Genomic DNA, 20,170 nt, shown 5'->3' with positions numbered 1-20,170 from the left:
GGATCCCTCTTACTCTGGTTTCACAGTCAGCTCGATATTCTGGAGCTCAGCTGCGATATCTTTGTCATCTGGCATTGGGAAAGATGACACTTTTAAAACTGCAGTTTTGGTCGCACGGCAGAGTGAACGATTACCGCCCACCTCAGACACGTCCAGTAACAAACCAGTGCCAGAAATGCGCATTTTAACGATACATTCCTGCCCGCGGAGATTGTCATCTACCAGCAAATTTTGCTTAATCATTTGTGTGTAGATGGAGCCATAGCGGGCAACTTCATCATTCACAAAACGTCCTCGAGCCGTATCGCGCGTGGCGGATTCCGACTCGAGACCGCTAAAAAGCTCGTTAAGGGCAGCCTCCTGCTGCTGTTGCTTCTGGCGTGCTTCTTCAGCCGCTCGCTCTGCTGCTTTACGTTCCTCTTCAGCTTTGCGGGCTTCCTCTTCAGCTTTTTTCTTCTCGGCTAACTTACGCTGGCGTTCTTCTTCAGCTTTGCGGGCTTCTTCTTCAGCACGCTGCTTTTCAGCCAGTTTACGTTGACGCTCTTCCTCAGCTTTACGCTGCTCTTCAACGGCACGTTGGCGGTCTGCCTCTGCTCTCTTCGCCGCTTCTTCCGCTTTGCGTTGCTCCTCTACGCGACGAACACGCTCAGCTTCGGCTGCAGCCGCTTTTTCCTGAGCAATACGTGTAGCTTCTTCGGCTTTGCGCTGTTCTTCAGCGGCTTTTTGCTTGGCATCAGCAATACGCTTGCGCTCGACTTCCGCTTCACGGGCCTCTTTTTCAGCAGCCAGTTTTTCAGCTCGCAACTCACGTAGGCGTTTTTCTTCCTGCTCACGCTGCTGTTCAAGTAAATCAGCTTGCTGTTCCAAACGACGAAGACGATCGTCTTCCTGACGTTTGGCTTCATCGCGCTGCTGGCGAATTTTTCTCGCCTGCTCGTTCACCACACTTGGGTCTATAACAACAGCTTCAATACTCTGCCCTGCAGGTTGGTGCGAGACTTTCGTAAAGTCCGCCCCCCAAAGTAAGCCACCAAATAATGCAGCATGTAGCAACACAGAAACGAAAGTTGCGCCCGTGTAACTCGACTTCTGAGTTTTCTTCATTCCATCTCTCATGAATCAAGCGGTTCCGTCATCAAGCCGACTGATGAAACCCCAGCTTGGTTCAATGTATCCAAGGTGAGAATGATTTCTGAATACGGCACGCGCCCATCACCACCAACAAGCACAGGTGATTTAGGGTTAATTTCTAGCTCTGCCTTCACGCGGATAAGTAGATCCTGAAGTGACAGACCGCGTTGCATGTCTCCGTTATTCACGGAAAGTCCCAAACCGCCGTTCTGATCAACTTCTACGATAATAAATGCGCCGCTGTCTTCTTCTTTTGCAAGCTCTGCCGCCGTTTTAGCATTCGATGTTTGTGGAAGATCCACATCTACACCCTGCGTAACAAAAGGCGCTGTCACCATGAAGATAATCAAGAGTACCAACATCACGTCAATGTATGGCACCACGTTGATTTCGGCGTTCATTTTCCGCCGTTTACGCTGGTAAGGCATACGTTACTCCTTCGGTGAAGCAAACGCCTGACGGTGAAGAATGCTCGAAAACTCTTCCATGAAGTTGATGTAGTTGTTCTCAAGCTTGCCCACTTTCGCAGTAAATCGGTTGTACGCCATCACCGCTGGAATAGCAGCAAACAGACCCATTGCAGTTGCAACCAGTGCTTCCGCGATACCCGGTGCAACCATGGCAAGGGTCGCTTGCTTAACAGCGCCCAGCGCAATAAATGCGTGCATGATGCCCCACACAGTACCAAAAAGGCCGATGTATGGCGTGATTGAACCGACCGTTGCGAGGAATGGAAGATTGGTTTCCAACGATTCCACTTCTTTAGAGAGAGAAACGCGCATGGCACGGGAGGTGCCTTCCATCACAGCTTCAGGCACTTTGCCGTTGCTACGGTGAAGACGGGCAAATTCTTTAAAGCCAGAGTAGAAGATTTGCTCACTGCCTGACAGATTGTCTTTACGCGCCTGCACTTCCTGGAACAGTTGAGACAAATCCATCCCGGACCAGAATCGGTCTTCAAAACGCTCCGCTTTCGATGACGCTTCTGAAAGCACCTGCGAACGCTTTATGATCATTGCCCAAGACACGACAGACATGCCTAGCAGAACCAACATGACTGCTTTAACCAGCAGACTCGCCTGCAAGAACAGATCAAGAATTGAAAGTTCAGCGCTCACTTAAAATCTCCGATTGAATCGATTTAGGGATGGATTTCGGTTTCATTTTCTCAGAATCGACACAGGCTACCTTAACGGTGGCACGACACAACACATCGCCTTCTGAATTCACCAAATCTTGACAGAATGTGAGGGTCGCCCGACGAACTTCAGGTACCGTTGTTTGAACGGTAAGTTCTTCGTCAAGCCTTGCGCCTTTGAGGAAATCGATGTCCATATGACGTACGACAAACGCCGTATGTTCTTCAAATAACGTATGTTGATGGACACCGATGCTGCGCAGAAGTTCTGTTCTCGCACGCTCGAAGTATTTGAGGTAGTTCGCATGATAGACGATCCCACCAGTATCAGTGTCTTCGTAGTAGATGCGAACAGGCCAGCAGAACGGATGGAGAGTCCTCATCCTGATAATTACCTGAAATCCATAGTAAGGTTTAGCGAAATACTATAACTGACTTACTCAGTGTAATAAAAGCACCAAGCGACGAGGCTGGTCACGAATGGCGCAAAATAAAACAGCCCAGCTGTTTTAGGCCGGGCTGTCGGTAACAGAGTGTTACAACGGGATGTCATAGAAATGCTTTTACAAGCACAAAACTCATAACTACCCAAGCAAACGGTGGAAAGAAAACGAGCTGCCAAAGCCAGAATCGCGGTTTGAACGCCATACCGTGGATCATTCCGGTACAGGTTGCCCAAATCAGTGCAGGACCATTGGCAACAGTGAAGCCACCAATCTTATCTGCGAAAGTCTGAGGATCCCACATGACTAACCCGCCGCATGTTAGCGCCATTGCCAGCGATAACAGCATGAGCACACGGATATGGAGACGGTCATGCAGACCGTCTAGCATAGTCGTGAACTTATTCTTCACTGTCACGATCCATGGCTTCGGTGTGTTCCAACCAAAGCGCATTGATAATACCGAACGAGCACGCCAGCAATACACCCAGAATCCAAGCGAAATACCACATGGTTAACTCCTTCTCTTAGTACAGTGAGGTTTTGTTTTCTTCGATGAACTTGTCATCAAGACGGCCGAACATCTTGTAGTAACACCACGCGGTGTAAGACAGGATGATTGGCACCATCACAATCGCAACGCCAGTCATAATATTCAGCGTCAACTCGCTCGACGTCGCATCCCACATCGTAAGACTGTGCGATGGGAACAAACTAGAAGGCATTACGAATGGAAACATCGCAAAGCCAGCCGTCAAAATCACACCCGCAATCGCAAAGCTGTTGAACAAGAACGCAAAACCGTCACGCTCGAAACGCGCACATACGGCAACCAACATTGGCATGAATACTGCCAACGCCGGTGCAGCCCATAGTAGTGGGTAAGCTTCGTAGTTATTAAACAGTGCACCGGTTAGGGTCATCACTTCTTTATTCAATGGGTTCGACGTTGCATTGGTCATGATTTCGCTGGTGATCACATAGCCTTCAATGCTTTGAGCCCAGAAGCCAGCAAGTGCAAAACATACCGCAGTCAGAATCGCAGAGATCTGTGCCACGTTACGTGCACGAACGTGCAGCGCATCTGTGGTTTTCATCTGAAGATAAGTCGCGCCTTGCGTCACGATCATGAACAAGCTGACCAAACCACATAGAATCGCAAACGGATTCAGCAGGCCAAAGAGAGAGCCTCGGTAAGTTGGGATCAAGAACTCGTTCAGTTCAAACGGAACACCTTGCAGCAGGTTACCAAATGCAACACCGAAGATGATAGGCGGCACGAAGCTACCCACAAAAATGCCTTTATCCCAGGTTTTACGCCAGCGTGGGTCTTCAATTTTTGAACGGTAGTCGAAGCCAATTGGGCGGAGCCACAATGCCGCTAGCGTCAGAATCATCGCTAAATAAAAGCCTGAGAATGACACCGCATACACCAAAGGCCACGCTGCGAACAGCGCGCCACCAGCGGTGATCAACCATACCTGGTTACCATCCCAGTGAGGCGCAATGGAGTTAATCATCACGCGACGCTCGTTATCGGTTTTACCAATAACTGGCACCAATGCGCCGACACCCATGTCAAAGCCATCAGTAATCGCGAAGCCGATCAGCAGCACACCAATCAGTGCCCACCATATCAGACGTAAAATCTCGTATTCAAACATGTCTCACGCTCTCCTTATGCTTCAACTTGACGCGCAAGATCCGTTTCCGGGCTCTTTAGCTTTTCAAAGTGATAACGGCCTGTTTTTAGACTGCTAGGGCCTAAACGCGCGAATTTAACCATCAGGTATACTTCAGCAATTAGGAACACTGTGTACAGTGCAACGATCGCAACCAGTGAAGTGATGATTTCTGACGCAGGAAGATTAGATGCTGCCATGTGTACTGGCAGAATTTCACCCACCGCCCAAGGCTGACGACCGTACTCAGCAACGAACCAACCCGCTTCACAGGCGATCCATGGCAATGGAATACCAAATAACGCCAGCTTAAGAAGCCATGGTTTTTCATCGATTTTCTGGCGACAAGTTTGATAGAACGCCATACCGAAGATGAACAGCATGGCGAAGCCACACGCTACCATTATGCGGAAGCTCCAGAACAGCGGTGCTACTTGTGGAATAGAGTCTTTTGCCGCTTGCTTAATTTGCGCTTCTGTAGCATCAACAACGTTTGGTGTTTGTTGTTTCAGCAGCAGACCGAAACCAAGGTCTTTCTTCACGTCGTCAAACGCAGCCAGATTTTCAGCGGTTTTTTCACCTGCACGCAGTTTCTCAAGCAAGCCGTAAGCAATCATACCGTTACGAATGCGAGCTTCGTGCTCATCAATGATGTCATGTAGACCTGTTACTTCCTTATCGAAAGAGCGAGTCGCGATGATACCCATCACGTATGGGATTTTAATCGCGTAATCGGTTTCCATGGTTTCTTGATTAGGGAAACCAAATACGGTGAAGGCAGCTGGTGCCGGCTCTGTATGCCATTCCGCTTCGATTGCGGCCAGTTTGACTTTCTGAACGTCGCCCAGCTCATAGCCAGATTCATCACCCAGCACAATAGTAGACAGAATGCCCGCCATACCAAATGATGCAGCAATCGCGAAAGAGCGTCGTGCAAACGCAACGTCACGACCTTTCAGCAGGTAGTAAGCACTGATACCCAGAACGAACATGGCACCTGTCGTGTAACCTGCCGCCACGGTGTGAACAAATTTCACCTGCGCAACCGGGTTAAGTACAACTTCAGCAAAGCTCACCATTTCCATTCGCATGCTTTCGAAGTTGAACTCTGCACCCACAGGGTTTTGCATCCAGCCGTTAGCGACGAGAATCCAAAGCGCAGAAAAGTTGGAGCCAATGGCGGTTAGCCATGTGACAGTAAGGTGTTGGCGCTTGGAGAGACGGTCCCAACCGAAGAAGAACATACCGACAAGAGTAGATTCCAGGAAGAAGGCCATCAGCGCTTCGATAGCCAGAGGAGCACCAAAAATATCGCCGACATAGTGAGAATAGTATGCCCAGTTAGTACCAAACTGGAACTCCATGGTCAGGCCAGTAGCGACGCCCAACGCGAAGTTAATACCAAACAGCTTACCCCAGAACTTGGTCATGTCCTTGTAGATTTGCTTATCGGTCATCACATACAGAGACTCCATAATGGCTAGCAAAAACGCCATGCCCAGAGTCAGTGGGACAAACAAGAAGTGATACATCGCAGTCAGTGCAAACTGGAACCGCGACAGATCAACAATATCAGTTAACATAGTAACTCCTTCATCGTCAGGCTGACTGACGCACGACACTTACGTATCGTTAAGTAAATGCTTAATCACCTGCGAGCCTTATAGCCCGCGCTTAACTGAGCTTCCTTACGAGGACCGTGTAAACAGCCATCCTTTTTTATGTTGCACGAATGTGCCGCACTGGTTAGGATTTTGTTAAGCAACTCCTAATATAGCGCTAGCTAATACTAACCATTCTCGCGATGCGCTTCAAAGCATTTGGAGCAATCTCACATTGATTGCTGTCAAAATAATCAATTTCGGATGTTCAAATCGTTTGTATTCAAGATCGAGATCAAAACAAAACGCTAATTAGTACGTGCTAAGACATGCGAGCTACTAACACAGATATATTGCACTAGAAGTATTGTTCAGAGAGGAAAAATAGCAAAGGCTGACACTAAGCCAGCCTTTGATAAAGAGGGAAATAGTGGCGCTTGCTCACTCAGGCATATCAAATCCAAAATGAAGATAAGCACGCTGACTTGCTATACGACCTCGTGGAGTACGCTGCAGGTAACCTTGTTGGATAAGATAAGGCTCAAGAACATCTTCAATGGTGTCTTTGGCTTCACCAATTGCCGCGGCGAGGTTATCCAAACCAACCGGACCACCATCAAATTTCTCGATAATCGCCGTGAGAAGTTTGCGGTCCATATAGTCGAAGCCCTGATTGTCAACATCTAGCATATCCAAGGCTTTTGATGCCACATCCGCATTGATACGACCATCAGCTTTGACTTCCGCATAGTCACGGACCCGGCGAAGCAGACGGTTCGCGATACGTGGTGTCCCACGAGCACGACGAGCGATTTCAAACGCCCCCTCTTCATCCATATCCAGATTCAGGCAATTCGCGCTGCGTTTAACAATGCCTTTGAGGTCAGCAATATTGTAGTACTCAAGGCGCTGAGTGATGCCGAAACGATCACGCAGTGGAGAGGTCAATGAGCCAGCACGTGTCGTTGCGCCTACTAGCGTAAATGGTGGCAAGTCGATCTTAATAGAACGCGCAGCCGGGCCTTCACCAATCATGATATCCAGTTGGTAGTCTTCCATCGCTGGATACAACACTTCTTCCACGACAGGGCTCAAGCGGTGAATTTCATCAATGAAAAGCACATCGTTTGGTTCAAGATTGGTCAGCAGCGCCGCCAAGTCACCGGCTTTTTCCAGCACAGGCCCGGAGGTTGTGCGGATATTCACTTCCATCTCGTTGGCAACAATATTTGCCAAAGTGGTTTTACCCAGACCTGGAGGCCCAAAGATCAGCAAATGGTCGAGGGCTTCTTCACGTTTACGCGCCGCATGAATAAAGATTTCCATCTGATCACGGACATGATCCTGACCTTGATAATCCGACAGCATCTTTGGGCGAATAGCGCGGTCAATGACGTCGTCTTCGCGGCTCGGGGGTACCGTGCCCATCAGTCGATCAGCTTCAATCATTCCAAATCACCCTATTAGACCATTGAACGCAGCGCATCACGTATAATCGCTTCGCTCTTCATGCCATCAACGGCCACTTGCTTGACCACTTTCTCGGCCTGTGCAGCTTTGTAGCCCAGCGCGATAAGCGCGCTGATCGCTTCATCTTTCGGAGCATTCGATGCGGCAACGACAGTTTCATTGCTTGACGCACGGCGGGCCGCCGCATCGGCATGCGGTGTGAAGAGGTCGAATGCATGCCAGTTTTTCAAGCGATCGCGCATTTCAATCACCAGACGCTCAGCGGTTTTCTTACCTACCCCAGGGATTTTGACCAGCGTTGAGACATCTTCACGTTCGACACTGTCGACAAATTGAGTTGCCGTCATACCGGAAAGAATCGCCAGACCCAGTTTAGGACCGACGCCATTGGCTTTGATGACTTCGCGGAATAAAGCACGTTCGATGGTGGTGTTAAACCCGTAGAGGAGTTGCGCGTCTTCACGTACGACGAAGTGAGTGTAAATAATCGCTTCTTCACCCACTTCTGGCAATTCATAGAAGCAGCTCATAGGCATGCTGACTTCATAACCAACGCCATTAACTTCCAGCAGGATTTCAGGGGGTTGCTTTTCAAGCAAAATTCCGCGTAATCGGCCAATCACAATCAAAACTCAAATTGTTGCTAATAATTGTGGTTAGGATAATGAACAACTGGATAAATATCCAGTTTTAAAGCCGAGCGTGTACTTGAAATGGCTATACGATCAGACTAATCCAACCCACTGCATGGTGTAACGAATGAAGTAGGCAAGTGCCGTCACAGCAAGCACACCCGCAAACCAAAGGCCGACAAACCATGCAAAAGCTTTGCCCTGTTTATTCATGATACCCCTCGTCAGCTCTGACCTTTCCGCGGAACACCCAGTAGGAATATGCAGAATAAATGATGATGATTGGCAGCAAAACTACAGCGCCAGCGAACAAGAATGCAAGGCTATTGTCTGGTGCCGCCGCATCCCAAAGGGTCACTGCCCTTGGCACCATGTAAGGGAATATACTGATGGCAAAACCGGCAAATGCCATCAGATATATCATGAGTGTCCAGCAGTAAGCTGCTCCAGCGCGACGCAAACTTAAGGCATACCAAAGTTGGTAAGCCGCGAACGCTGAAATGGCAGGAATAAGGAAAAAGCCCGTGGCATTCGGGAAAGTGAACCATCTCGCGGCGATATCGCTGGAGATAAACGGAAGCCAAACACTCACCACACCGATGGCTCCGAGGAACAGGAAGGTGAGTTTTTTGCACTTTGGAAAGAGTTTTTTTTCGATACTCCCAGAAGTCTTAATTAGCAGCCAGCAGCCACCGAGCAAGGTATATCCTGCTGTTACTGCAAGACCGCAGAAGAGGGAAAAAGGCGTCAGCCAGTCAAACCAGCCCCCAGCGTATTGTCTATCTGCAACTTCGATTCCTTGCAACAATGTGCCGAGAATCATTCCCTGAGAAAAGGTTGCCACCATTGAACCACCCGCGAAAGACCAGTCCCACAGGTAGCGACCCTTCTTGGTACGATATCGATATTCAAACGCAACACCACGAAAGATCAGACCAACTAACATCGCAATAATAGGCGCGTAGACAGCAGGCATAATGATGGCATACGCCAACGGAAAGACTGCAAACAGTCCGCCCCCACCCAGAACCAACCAAGTTTCATTACCGTCCCAAATGGGTGCAATGGAGTTCATCGCGGCATCTTTCTCATCATCATTTAATGAAGGAAAAAGTATACCGACGCCGAGATCGAAGCCGTCGAGTATGACATAGGCGAATACTGCAAAAGCAATTATCACCGCCCAGATAAGTGCGTAATCCATTATGACTCCTTACCTGAGGCGGGCTCTGGATTCACGATAATATCTTTGCTTGAGTTACCATGTGAAAGCCGGGTGACAATTCGCCCATCCAAGTCCTGCTCGTATTTGGTCGGCGATTTTCTCATCAGTTTAAGTAGGTAGTAGATACCCGCACCAAATATCACGAAGTAGACCAGCACGAACACAGCGAGCGAAGCACCGACCGCACTAGCATCAATCGGCGACACGGATTCTGAGGTTCGGAGTAATCCGTATACCGTGTATGGCTGACGTCCCACTTCGGTAGTCACCCATCCCGCCAATATCGCTATAAAGCCGCAAGGTGCAGCATATACGCAGGTCCTTAGGAACCAAGCCGTTTCGTACAAGGTTTTCTTGTAACGTAGCCACAGGGACACCAACCCCAAGCCCAGCATCAAGAAACCAATACCCACCATGATTCGGAAACTCCAAAACACGGTAGCAACTGGTGGCCTCTCTTCTGGCGGGACAGACTTGAGACCTTTGATCTCGCCATCAATAGAATGGGTAAGAATAATGCTGCCCAATTTTGGAATTTCGACTTTGTAGTCGACCGTTTCGGTCTCTTCATTTGGGATACCAAACAGGATAAGTGGCGCGCCTTTCTGGGTTTCGAAGTGTCCTTCCATCGCCGCTACTTTCATCGGCTGGTGTTCAAGCGTGTTGAGCCCATGAAGGTCACCGGCGACTATTTGAATCGGCGTGACCAAAACCGCCATCCACATGCCCATCGAAAGGCTTATCCTTCCCAGCTCATTGTGTGGTGCGCGCAGTAAATGCCAAGCGCCGACACCCGCCACCATAAAAGCCGTTGTCAGGTACGCAGCAATGACCATGTGGACGAGGCGATACGGAAAGGAAGGATTGAACACGACTTCGAACCAGTCTGTGACGATAAATTGGCCTTTGTCATTGAAGTCAAAACCTGCTGGGGTTTGCATCCAACTGTTTACTGACAGTATCCAAGTCGCGGACAGCAAGGTGCCGAATGCGACGACTGCGACGGCCAGGAAATGGAGTTTAGGACCAACTCGCTCGCGACCGAAAAGCATGATGCCGAGGAAACCCGCCTCAAGGAAAAATGCGGTAAGCACTTCATAACCCATCAAAGGTCCAAGCACTGGTCCTGTCTTGTCAGAGAATACGCCCCAATTCGTTCCGAACTGGTAACTCATGACGATACCGCTCACTACACCCATGCCGAACGTAACGGCGAAGATCTTTGTCCAATACTTTGAAAGCTCAAGGTACTGATGTTGCTTGGTTTTCAGGTGTAATGCTTCCAGCACAGTGATATAGCTGGCAAGCCCGATAGAAAAGGCAGGGAATATGATGTGAAAAGACACAGTGAACGCAAACTGAATTCGCGCTAGGTCTATGGCAAGCTCCGACATACCCAACTCCACTAAACGTGAGTGACCATAATAGGAACGTCAAATGGTACGACTGAGATCACTTTGATGGGGAATTCATCATCAGAGGCGACTTAGCAAATATAGGAATAAAAAAAAGCGAACCACGCTCGCTTTTTAGTGTCAGGTTGAGGCTTAGTGTTTCGCATTAGAAAATGCAGTGTTTTGCAAAATCAGTCGCTTCGTTGGTCGACCAGTCGCCTTTTGGTTTTTCTTTTAGCTCTTTGCACCACTCATCACTGCCCACTTCCGGTGAACAGCCAGCAATCACAAACAATACTGCAAATACAGCCAATAGCTTTTTCATCTTTGAATCCTATCCTTTCGAGTTATTTTCAACACTGCATCAGACTAACGACTAATCTGTAAAGTCACTCAGATAAGTTGCGGAATTCACCCGTCATTCGCCGACAATTTTTGCTGGTATTTCCTCAGTAGCAGACACCAACTGCAACGCAGCAAATTCGCGATAAAGCGGCGACGAAGCCATCAATTCATCATGTGTTCCTGTGGCGACAATTTGCCCTTTATCCATTACCAGAATCTTGTCTGCATTGACCACTGTCGCCAGACGGTGAGCAATCACTATCGACGTTTTGTGCGACATGAGTTCATCAAGTGCAGACTTCACCTTGTGTTCACTCACGGCATCCAGCGCACTGGTGGCCTCATCCAGCAATAGTATTGGACGGTCTGCCAATATCGCGCGAGCGATTGAAATACGTTGCTTCTGACCACCCGATAAACGCACGCCACGTTCGCCCAATTCTGTATGATAACCATCAGGAAACTCCACGATAAAGTCATGCGCTCTCGCCGCTTTACAGGCAGCTATCACGGCTTCTTCGCTGGCTTTCGGCGCACCATAACGCACGTTTTCAAGCACATTGGTCGCGAAAATCACTGACTCTTGCGGCACCAGAGCAAATTGCTTTCTCAAGGTTTCAATCGAGAGGTCTGAAATGCTGACGCCATCAATATCAATGTGCCCTTCCTGAACATCAAAAAAGCGTTGAAGCAGTGCAAAAACAGTACTTTTCCCAGCTCCGCTTGGGCCAACCAACGCGATGCGCTCGCCCGCTTTCACATCAAAAGAGAGTGAATGAAATACCGGAAGGTTTTCGTCACCGGGATAGGAGAAAGAGACACGTTCAAAACGGACGAAGCCTGAGACGGGTTCCGTTAACTGGCAGGGGCTCTGTGGCTCCTGAATGTCCTGCTCCATTTGGGATAATTCAATCAGGCGTTCAGTCGCACCTGCTGCACGTTGAATGTCCCCGATCACTTCGCCAATGGTGGCAACACCACCCGCCACTAACAAGGCATAAAACATAAAGGCTGACAGCTGGCCTGCGGTCAATGAGCCGTCCAAAACACTCAATGCGCCAACCCAAGTGACCAGCACAATGGCCACAATAGAGAGGAATACCACAGAGCCCATTAAGGTCGCTCGGTAGCGGATACGCGTTTTGGCAGCATCCATAACCGACTCTACGCGACCATTGAAATGATGCGTGTCAGCTTCTTCATGGTTGTAAGATTGGACAGTGCGAATTTCGTGTAGCGTTTCATCCACATGGGCGCCAAGATCGGCCACCCGGTCTTGACTCACACGAGCCAATCGACGCACTTTTCGCCCCAACACGAAAATCGGCACCAAGACGACTGGCACCGCGAGCAACACAAGTCCAGTCAACGTAATGCTGGTAAACGCCATCATCACTAAGCCGCCGATCACGGACACGCCAGAGCGGAGTGCCATTGAAAGACTGGAGCCGACGACTGTCTGAAGCAGCGTCGTGTCTGCGGTAAATCGACTGATGACTTCACCGGTTCTTTCTTTGGCATAAAACGAAGGTGAAAGTTTGAGAAGATGGTGATACACAGTCATGCGGATATCCGCACTGACGCGTTCGCCGAGCCAGCTCATCAGATAGAAACGACAGAAGGTTGCAAAGCCACTGACCACCGTAATACCGAGGATAACCAGAACCAGTTTGTTCAACTCGGTGGCATTGCCTGAGAGAAAGCCTTCATCAACCACAAGCTTCACAGCCTGCCCAAGCGCCAGCCAGCTCAAAGAGCCAAGGAAAAGAAAGAAGACAGCAGCAATGACTTTACTGCGATAAGGCAGAAGATAAGCAGCAATCCATTTAAGGACTGAGCGGGTACTTGAAGACTGCTGGGAATTTTGCTGGGACAAGATAATCACTCTCTCGCTTTTTTCGCTGACTGCGTAACACGTTACAGCAAGTTGCGGTTATCAGCGAGAGAGTAAACCGATATTAATCGACTTCTTCACGGTCACCTTTTCTTGTTTGATAAAGCAAGAATGCCGCTGACAGCCAGACCAAACATGCCATCACAAACAATGTGCCGCCATCGTTACCAACAACCTCACCTGCTTCATTAAACGCTGGCTGCGCAACACCGATTGGTGTGAACAAGTGGAAGAAAATTGCGCCCGTCATCGTACCAACTGCTAAAAAAGCACCCAATGCGTGAAAACGGGTAAACAGCAGGATAGAGGCTATCAATTCCAAGATACCTACCATATAAGCGCCGTATTTACCGAACCAAGCTAGCCCAGACCATTCACCCAAAGTGCCAAAGATAAACTCCGTTTCCGGTGAGCCCGAGAACTTAAAGAACAGCGATTGAATAAACACAAACGCGATAAAGACACACAAGCCTGTTTTGAGGTATTTCATATTTGTTCCTATTCAAAACATTGATATCAACTAACAACGATAGAAAAGAACGGGAATTTCTCTAATCAATTTCATGCTAAGGTTGAGACGTTCAATCCAATAAAACATTAGGCCTTGACGACAATTTTCATCTGCTTTTGGTGCTCGCCATTCGTAGTGAATGACAAATAAAAAAGCAGCCAAGTGGCTGCTTCCTACAATGAACTCTCGAGCTAGCGATAACGGCCACGCCTCGCGCTCTTCGCCTGCCCAGCCATAGCCACCAGCGTATGGTTGGTGTGGGCATGACAAATCGCTACTGCCAGGGCGTCCGCCGCATCGGCTTGAGGGGTGGATGGCAGTTTCAGCATATGGACGACCATGTGCTGAACCTGCTTCTTATCTGCACTACCTTTACCGACCACGGCCTGCTTGATCAAACGGGCAGCATACTCAGAAACAGGTAACCCCGCATTTACCGCGGCAACAATAGCGCTTCCGCGTGCCTGACCGAGCTTAAGTGCCGAATCTGCGTTGCGCGCCATAAACACCTGCTCGATGGCAAACGTATCCGGCTGAAACTGGGTAATCACTTCGCTGACACCTGCATAAATCTGGCCTAATCGCCCGGCCAAATCTTCAGAATCTGTTCGGATACAACCGCTGCCAAGATATTCCAGATGCCTGCCTTGATGGCGGATCACGCCGTAGCCAGTGATCCGCGAACCCGGGTCAATCCCGAGAATAATAGCCACGTATGATTATTCCAGTGTTGCTGCGACTTCGTCAGAAATATCGCCGTTGTGGTAGACCTCTTGAACGTCATCAAGATCTTCAAGTGCATCAATCAAACGAAGCAGTTTAGGTGCTGTGGATTCGTCCAAATCTGCTTTAGTTGAAGGAACGAGCGTAACTTCTGCGTTTTGCGCTTCAAACCCAGCGGCATCCAACGCATCTTTCACCGCACCAAACTCCGCGGGCGTTGTGTAAACGTCCATAGAGCCATCTTCATGAGTCTCAACGTCATCCGCACCACCTTCCAATGCTGCTTCCATCACTGAGTCTTCATCCAGACCTGGCGCATAAGAAATCACGCCTTTTTTATCGAACAGGTAGCTCACGCTTCCGTCAGTGCCGAGGTTTCCGCCCGCTTTAGAGAACGCATGACGGACACCGGATACGGTGCGGTTACGGTTGTCTGTCATACATTCAACCATGACCGCAGTACCCGCAGGACCGTAACCTTCATAGATCACGGTTTCCATGTTCTCTTCGCCTTCACCACCCGCACCACGCGTAACAGCGCGGTTAACGGTGTCTCGGGTCATGTTGTTTGACAGCGCTTTATCAATCGCAGCGCGCAAACGAGGGTTGTTCTCTGGCTCAGGACCGCCTTCTTTAGTCGCCACCACGATTTCACGAATTAGCTTGGTGAAAATTTTACCGCGCTTGGCATCTTGCGCCGCTTTACGGTGTTTGATGTTGGCGAACTTACTATGACCTGCCATTTTTCACTCCTTTATCGATGGCCGACACACCACCGACGTTATTATTCAGTCATGGTTTTATAGCAAAACAGATAAAACCTTTCTGAGAGAAAGACCATATCTGCTGGCTTTATAACCTGGTTTCAGAAACAAATAAGGCCAGATAATCTGGCCTTATTGTTCTTAAAGAGTAACGATTTATGCGTCGTTTTCTTCTTTCTTAGCTGCTGCAGTGATTGCCAGCGCAAGCTCTTCCAGTGCTGCCGGGTTTGCTTCACTTGGTGCGTCAGTCAACAGACATGCTGCTGCAGTGGTTTTCGGGAACGCGATAACATCACGGATGTTTTCGGTGCCACATAGCAGCATAACAAGACGGTCAAGGCCGAATGCCAGACCCGCGTGTGGCGGTGTACCGTACTTCAATGCTTCAAGCAGGAAGCCAAACTTCACTTTTTGCTCTTCCGCATCGATACCCAGCAGGTCGAATACCGCTGTTTGCATTTCAGGGTTATGGATACGAACAGAACCACCGCCCACTTCGTAGCCATTCAGAACCATGTCGTAAGCGTTAGAATTTACGCTCTCTGGGTTTGCCTTCAGCTCTTCAGGAGACACATTCAGTGGAGACGTGAACGGGTGGTGCATCGCATGCAAGTTACCTTCGTCGTCTTCTTCGAACATTGGGAAATCAACAACCCACAGTGGCGCCCACTTGCTGGTGTCAGTCAGACCAAGGTCAGTACCCAGCTTCAAACGCAGTGCACCCATCGCTTCAGTTACCACTTTCTTGCTGTCAGCACCGAACAGGATGATATCTCCAGACTCTGCGCCAGTGCGGTCAAGAATTGCGTTAACCACTTCCTCGTTCAGGAATTTGGCAACCGGAGACTGAACACCTTCAAAGCCTGCTGCACGGTCGTTCACTTTCATCCATGCCAGACCTTTCGCGCCGTAAATACCAACGAACTTGGTGTAGTCGTCGATTTGCTTACGAGAAAGCTCAGCACCACCCGGTACACGGATAACTGCAACACGGCCTTTCGGATCGTTTGCAGGGCCAGAGAAAACTTTGAATTCAACGTCTTTCAGCAGGTCTGCCACATCAACCATTTCCAGCGGGTTACGCAGGTCTGGTTTGTCAGAGCCGAAACGACGCATCGCTTCAGCGAAAGTCATTTGTGGGAAAGCGCCCAAATCAACGTTAAGCAGCTCTTGCCACATGTCGCGAACCATTCGCTCAGTCACTTCGCGCACTTGTTCTGCGTTCATGAACGATGTTTCGATATCGATTTGGGTAAATTCTGGCTGACGGTCTGCACGCAGGTCTTCGTCACGGAAACACTTAACGATTTGGTAGTAACGGTCAAAACCAGACATCATCAGCAGCTGTTTGAACAGCTGTGGAGACTGAGGCAGCGCGTAGAAGCTACCTTTGTGAACGCGGCTTGGTACCAAGTAGTCACGCGCGCCTTCTGGGGTCGCTTTGGTCAGTACTGGTGTTTCGATGTCTAGGAAGCCGTTGTCATCCAGGAAACGACGGACAAAGCTCGACGCTTTTGCGCGCAGCTTGATACGGTCACTCATTTCAGGGCGACGCAGGTCAAGGTAACGGTGTTTCAGACGCTGTTCTTCAGAGTTGTTCTGGTTGAAGTCCAGTGGAAGTGGGGCTGCACGGTTGATGATCTCAACGCCACGCGCCAGCACTTCTACTTCACCCGTCGCCATACCTTTGTTGATTTGGCTGTCAGGACGCAGACGCACTTCACCGGTGATCTTGATACAGAATTCGTTACGCAGTTGGTTAGCAACCTCGAAGATATCTTTCATATCTGGGTCTACAACTACCTGAACGATACCTTCACGATCTCGCATATCGATGAAGATAAGACCGCCTAAATCGCGACGACGGTTAACCCAGCCGCATAGTTCTACAGTTTGCCCTGCGAGGGCTTTGTTCAGGTGACCACAATATTGGGTGCGCATATGAATTTCCCGATCTGTTACTTACTGTCCTTTTACGCCACAAGACGCAAAGTATCGAATGAGGGTTTGCAGCTTTCACTGCTGATGCCCGCTGGAAAAACTGCACCAGCGAACCTCTAAATATTTCAAAAAGACGGAGCATTATAAAGGAAAAAATGAGCCTGCGGTAAATCGTAACCAGACTAAGGAGGGAAATCGTCGCAACTGCGCAAAAAAGCAGCAAAGATTGACCTCTCACCAGAGTTAATTCCACAATAGCCGTTCAAACAACAGAAAGGACTTTAGGTTTGCAAACGCCGCTTTCCCAACTGACTTCACCGCCAATCCGCCTTGGTATGACTCAATGGTCACACAATTCATGGCAACGTGTGTTCTATCCTTCAGGCACAAAAAGCGGCGAACGACTGGCCCGTTACGCAGAAGTGTTCAATTCAGTGGAAGGAAACACCACCTTTTACGCGAGTCCTTCCCACGCCACGGTAGCGAACTGGAAAGCGGCCACCAGCGATGCATTCAGCTTTACCTTTAAGTTTCCCCAACCCGTGACGCACCAAATGATGCTGCGCCATTCCGATGAAATGGTCTCAGAATTTATTACTCTGATGCAGCCACTCCACGAGCGCATTGGCCTTTGGAAAATTCAGCTTCCTGCAGCATTTGGGCCTGAGAATTTGCCCGACCTCAAACGTTTTCTGAGCGCAATGCCAAAAGGCTTTAAACTGGGTGTGGAAGTTCGTCATCTCGCGTTTTTTGCCAAAGGTGAAGAAGAACGCGCGTTGAATGCGATGCTGATGGAGCTTGGCGCCAACCGCATCATCATGGACAGCCGCCCTGTTTTCGCGGTTCCACCCGATACCGACGCCTTGGTCGATGCCCAGCAGAAGAAACCCAAAGTGCCAGTGCATGCCATTTCGACGGCAGAAACCCCCATGGTGCGCTTTATCGGCGACCCAACCCTAGAGCGAAACGATAAGTTCTTCGCCAACTGGCTGAAGAAGATCCCGGTCTGGATAAATGAAGGTAAAACGCCTTATCTCTTTATCCACACCGCCAACAACGACGAAGCGCCGCAGTTAGCGGCGCGTTATTACGAAAAGCTGTGTGAGCACATTACCTTGCCACCGTTGGCACCCTTAATACCGGAGCAACCTAACAGTAGCCAGATGAATTTGCTATAGATCGGTTCTACACACGTTTTAGAGGCCTAGGCTAAACATCAACCGCATTGCTCTCCTAGGACCCGCTCTTCCTAGAACCTAGGACCTGTTCAAAAATACCAACTGATTTCCGCTTCCAGAAAATCGTCTTTGCGGAGCGAGTAAACAGGGTCAGATGGAGTGTCAGAATCAAACATCCAACCTGTGACTGTCCAGCTCCAGTCGTTACTGAAACGCCCACTGGATTCGAGCCTCACGGTGACCGAATCAGAGTTATCCAAATCCAGCGTGCCACCAACCAGAAACTCGGTACCGTCTAAATCGTTCAACACCCAACGAAGTCCCGTAAACAAATCATTCTGACCTGCCACTGGTGCTTTTTCACCTCGGTTGTCATAAAGGTATTCCACCAAAAAACCAAGGTCGGTTATGCCGTCGTTTACACCAACATGGGTGTATTCAAAGCCTCCAGTAAACGCCGTGTGATTGTCTAAGCTGAATCTTCGAATAGCTTCTGCTTTCCACAGCCAGTCTCCGAAAATTGCCTGTACATCCAGTCCAACCTGACTCATCAAGGCATAATACGGTTGCACAGTATTCGACAAACCCTGCACGAAATAAGGGTCACGATTAGTGCCATGAAAAGCACTCACACCGAAGTCCCATTGGTCCCACATTAGCGAGTAACGCCCCGCCACATCCGGATACCACTCTTCATGTCGCGATTCGTATTGCGCTTCTGTATCGCCCAATCCCGGGAAAGCCAGTCTGCCATCATTGCTGGCGAAGGTTCGTTCCCGAAAGTACGGAAGCAGGTACAAATCGAGCAGGCCGTCATCAAACTCCCAACCTATGCTCACCATGGGTTGCCCGAGTTTTACTTCACCATCAATGGCTTCGACTGCGTCGGTTTGGTTAATCACATCGACTAAATGTTGTGATTCTGTCACGCCCCAGAAAACAATGCCGACACCCGCACGAATTTCATAATTGCTATCATAGTGCCGCCACAAGGCTTCGCGAACATCACCATGAGTGCGGTCGTCATCCATTGAATCCCAACGGAAAAACGGTGAGAACACAAAACTCGAGTTGCCCTCTTCGGTTTCCCAATAAAGCTCTGGCTCTATTGCCACCGAAGTCTGGCTTTTGCTTTGTCCCATCAACCCGGTTTCTGCAAACTGACGTTGCTGGAATGAGATTTCGCCTTCTGCCTCAAAATGCTCGAAGGCAGAAAGGGGAAGCGCAGTCAGCGCCAGTGCTGTCCCCAATACTGCTGATTTCATCCAGCCTCCTAGCGTGCACGTTTTAGGCTGGATTTGGAAAAGTCTTTCTCTTCCAAACCGGTATTGAACGCCAGTTTGCTGGTGGTCAGTGTCGTCACTTTTCCGGTCTGGTGATTTTTCATCACCATTTCAAGCGCACGCCAATACTGGTCTAGATACTTCTGGTAATCAGCGAAGGTCAGAGTTTTCAGTAAAGTGTCACGACGATCGTAAAACTCGATTTTCAACGGGCGGTAGTGCTCTTTATCCAACCAAACTTTCTGACGGGTGTAGCCTGAATATTTGTCAGTCGGAATTTGCTCTAACACAAAGCTATCCAGACCTTCGACAGACTCATCACCTAAGTAATTGAAACGGTACTTTTCCAGCTCAAATGAGCTCAGATCTTCATAGGCAAACTCACTGCCCATAAATGGACCTGATTTGTTGCGCGATGCAATTCGCTTAGTGCGCTTAAGCGCTGGCAGATATAGCCACTGGTCATCCGGGCCTGTCACGTGTGAATAGTTCAGGAATACCGTGCCACGCACATCGCGCGGCTCATCAAAAATCGTCAGGCCTTTATCTCCGTCATCTGCCACTTCCAATGTGTTGATGCGCAGTTTGCGCTCACTGGTATCACCATTGGCGTTTTGCAGCACCATCGTCAGGGTAGAAGCGCTGTCGCCCCACCCTTCATCACGCTTTTTGCGCTCTTGAGCAATTTCCAAACCGCGAGCTTCATCCGCCATCAGCGGCATTGATACGCTCAACAGGCTTAATGACACCAACACCGCCTGACTTAACTTCTTCATCATACTCATAGTTCTCTCCTTGATTCTTTTTGTCTTTTG

General features: G+C 49.2%; 22 protein-coding genes. 1 reads left to right on the top strand and 21 read right to left on the bottom strand.

The genetic code is table 11. The features are described from left to right. Positions 1 to 9: 9 nt before the first annotated feature. The 19 genes from tolA to aspS all read right to left on the bottom strand — a co-directional run bounded on the left by tolA (position 10) and on the right by aspS (position 16,894). On the bottom strand, positions 10 to 1,104 hold the full coding sequence (gene tolA / locus K6Q96_RS05670; protein WP_251878516.1) for a cell envelope integrity protein TolA: 1,095 nt from the start codon (positions 1,102 to 1,104) through the stop codon (positions 10 to 12). 8 nt (positions 1,105 to 1,112) lie between these two features. Then, the gene (tolR, locus tag K6Q96_RS05665) at positions 1,113 to 1,559 is read right to left on the bottom strand and encodes a protein TolR (protein WP_251878514.1); all 447 of its coding nucleotides are present in this window, start codon (positions 1,557 to 1,559) and stop codon (positions 1,113 to 1,115) included. Between the two features lie 3 nt (positions 1,560 to 1,562). After that, a complete protein-coding gene (tolQ, locus tag K6Q96_RS05660; RefSeq protein WP_046306749.1) occupies positions 1,563 to 2,249 on the bottom strand; it encodes a protein TolQ in 687 nt (228 codons plus the stop codon). Further along, a complete protein-coding gene (gene ybgC, locus K6Q96_RS05655) occupies positions 2,239 to 2,652 on the bottom strand; it encodes a tol-pal system-associated acyl-CoA thioesterase (RefSeq protein ID WP_062662388.1) in 414 nt (137 codons plus the stop codon). The genes tolQ and ybgC overlap by 11 nt, the downstream gene beginning before the upstream one ends. Before the next feature lie 166 nt (positions 2,653 to 2,818). Continuing rightward, on the bottom strand, positions 2,819 to 3,103 hold the full coding sequence (locus K6Q96_RS05650; protein WP_002538444.1) for a cyd operon YbgE family protein: 285 nt from the start codon (positions 3,101 to 3,103) through the stop codon (positions 2,819 to 2,821). A 10-nt stretch (positions 3,104 to 3,113) separates the two neighbouring features. Next, complete coding sequence (gene cydX, locus K6Q96_RS05645) at positions 3,114 to 3,224, bottom strand: cytochrome bd-I oxidase subunit CydX (RefSeq protein WP_039849945.1); 111 nt, start codon at positions 3,222 to 3,224, stop codon at positions 3,114 to 3,116. 15 nt (positions 3,225 to 3,239) lie between these two features. Continuing rightward, positions 3,240 to 4,376 carry a cytochrome d ubiquinol oxidase subunit II gene (gene cydB, locus K6Q96_RS05640; RefSeq protein ID WP_251878512.1) on the bottom strand — a complete coding sequence of 379 codons (1,137 nt, stop codon included), beginning with the start codon at positions 4,374 to 4,376 and terminating at the stop codon, positions 3,240 to 3,242. A gap of 14 nt (positions 4,377 to 4,390) precedes the next feature. After that, a complete protein-coding gene (gene cydA / locus K6Q96_RS05635) occupies positions 4,391 to 5,977 on the bottom strand; it encodes a cytochrome ubiquinol oxidase subunit I (RefSeq protein ID WP_251878510.1) in 1,587 nt (528 codons plus the stop codon). A gap of 459 nt (positions 5,978 to 6,436) precedes the next feature. Beyond that, on the bottom strand, positions 6,437 to 7,444 hold the full coding sequence (gene ruvB / locus K6Q96_RS05630; RefSeq protein ID WP_251878508.1) for a Holliday junction branch migration DNA helicase RuvB: 1,008 nt from the start codon (positions 7,442 to 7,444) through the stop codon (positions 6,437 to 6,439). Positions 7,445 to 7,458: 14 nt separating this feature from the next. Continuing rightward, positions 7,459 to 8,088, bottom strand: a complete 630-nt coding sequence (gene ruvA, locus K6Q96_RS05625) for a Holliday junction branch migration protein RuvA (protein WP_251878506.1) — start codon at positions 8,086 to 8,088, stop codon at positions 7,459 to 7,461. Positions 8,089 to 8,190: 102 nt separating this feature from the next. Next, positions 8,191 to 8,310, bottom strand: a complete 120-nt coding sequence (locus K6Q96_RS05620) for a DUF2474 family protein (protein WP_251878504.1) — start codon at positions 8,308 to 8,310, stop codon at positions 8,191 to 8,193. Next, positions 8,303 to 9,301 (bottom strand): cytochrome d ubiquinol oxidase subunit II, encoded by a 999-nt coding sequence (cydB, locus tag K6Q96_RS05615; RefSeq protein ID WP_251878502.1) that lies wholly within the window; start codon positions 9,299 to 9,301, stop codon positions 8,303 to 8,305. Before cydB (K6Q96_RS05615) ends, K6Q96_RS05620 begins: the two co-directional genes overlap by 8 nt. Then, positions 9,301 to 10,716 (bottom strand): cytochrome ubiquinol oxidase subunit I, encoded by a 1,416-nt coding sequence (locus K6Q96_RS05610; protein WP_251878501.1) that lies wholly within the window; start codon positions 10,714 to 10,716, stop codon positions 9,301 to 9,303. Before K6Q96_RS05610 ends, cydB (K6Q96_RS05615) begins: the two co-directional genes overlap by 1 nt. Positions 10,717 to 10,882: 166 nt before the next feature. After that, positions 10,883 to 11,041 (bottom strand): DUF3012 domain-containing protein, encoded by a 159-nt coding sequence (locus K6Q96_RS05605; protein ID WP_251878499.1) that lies wholly within the window; start codon positions 11,039 to 11,041, stop codon positions 10,883 to 10,885. Positions 11,042 to 11,134: 93 nt separating this feature from the next. Next, positions 11,135 to 12,946: an ABC transporter transmembrane domain-containing protein gene (locus K6Q96_RS05600; protein WP_251878497.1), complete on the bottom strand. Its 1,812-nt coding sequence runs from the start codon at positions 12,944 to 12,946 to the stop codon at positions 11,135 to 11,137. A gap of 73 nt (positions 12,947 to 13,019) precedes the next feature. Next, positions 13,020 to 13,445: a hypothetical protein gene (locus tag K6Q96_RS05595; RefSeq protein ID WP_251878495.1), complete on the bottom strand. Its 426-nt coding sequence runs from the start codon at positions 13,443 to 13,445 to the stop codon at positions 13,020 to 13,022. Between the two features lie 212 nt (positions 13,446 to 13,657). Beyond that, positions 13,658 to 14,179 (bottom strand): crossover junction endodeoxyribonuclease RuvC, encoded by a 522-nt coding sequence (gene ruvC, locus K6Q96_RS05590; protein WP_002538460.1) that lies wholly within the window; start codon positions 14,177 to 14,179, stop codon positions 13,658 to 13,660. A 6-nt stretch (positions 14,180 to 14,185) separates the two neighbouring features. Next, positions 14,186 to 14,932, bottom strand: coding sequence for a YebC/PmpR family DNA-binding transcriptional regulator (locus tag K6Q96_RS05585; RefSeq protein ID WP_062662412.1), 747 nt, complete (start codon positions 14,930 to 14,932; stop codon positions 14,186 to 14,188). A 177-nt stretch (positions 14,933 to 15,109) separates the two neighbouring features. Beyond that, positions 15,110 to 16,894 (bottom strand): aspartate--tRNA ligase, encoded by a 1,785-nt coding sequence (gene aspS, locus K6Q96_RS05580; RefSeq protein WP_251878493.1) that lies wholly within the window; start codon positions 16,892 to 16,894, stop codon positions 15,110 to 15,112. Positions 16,895 to 17,229: 335 nt separating this feature from the next. Between aspS and K6Q96_RS05575 the strand changes: the two genes are divergently transcribed. Next, positions 17,230 to 18,072 (top strand): DUF72 domain-containing protein, encoded by an 843-nt coding sequence (locus K6Q96_RS05575; RefSeq protein ID WP_251879601.1) that lies wholly within the window; start codon positions 17,230 to 17,232, stop codon positions 18,070 to 18,072. An 89-nt stretch (positions 18,073 to 18,161) separates the two neighbouring features. Here the strand turns inward: K6Q96_RS05575 and K6Q96_RS05570 are convergent, their stop codons facing one another. Then, positions 18,162 to 19,337 carry a hypothetical protein gene (locus K6Q96_RS05570; protein WP_251878491.1) on the bottom strand — a complete coding sequence of 392 codons (1,176 nt, stop codon included), beginning with the start codon at positions 19,335 to 19,337 and terminating at the stop codon, positions 18,162 to 18,164. Between the two features lie 8 nt (positions 19,338 to 19,345). Further along, positions 19,346 to 20,140, bottom strand: coding sequence for an outer membrane lipoprotein-sorting protein (locus K6Q96_RS05565; protein ID WP_251878489.1), 795 nt, complete (start codon positions 20,138 to 20,140; stop codon positions 19,346 to 19,348). Between the last annotated feature and the right edge of the window lie 30 nt (positions 20,141 to 20,170).

Origin of the sequence: Grimontia kaedaensis (assembly GCF_023746615.1) — a bacterium.
In the GTDB taxonomy this organism is placed as follows: Bacteria; Pseudomonadota; Gammaproteobacteria; order Enterobacterales; family Vibrionaceae; genus Enterovibrio; species Enterovibrio kaedaensis.
Note: the sequence above shows the minus strand (reverse complement) of the source record. Positions and strands in the feature narration are given on the sequence as shown.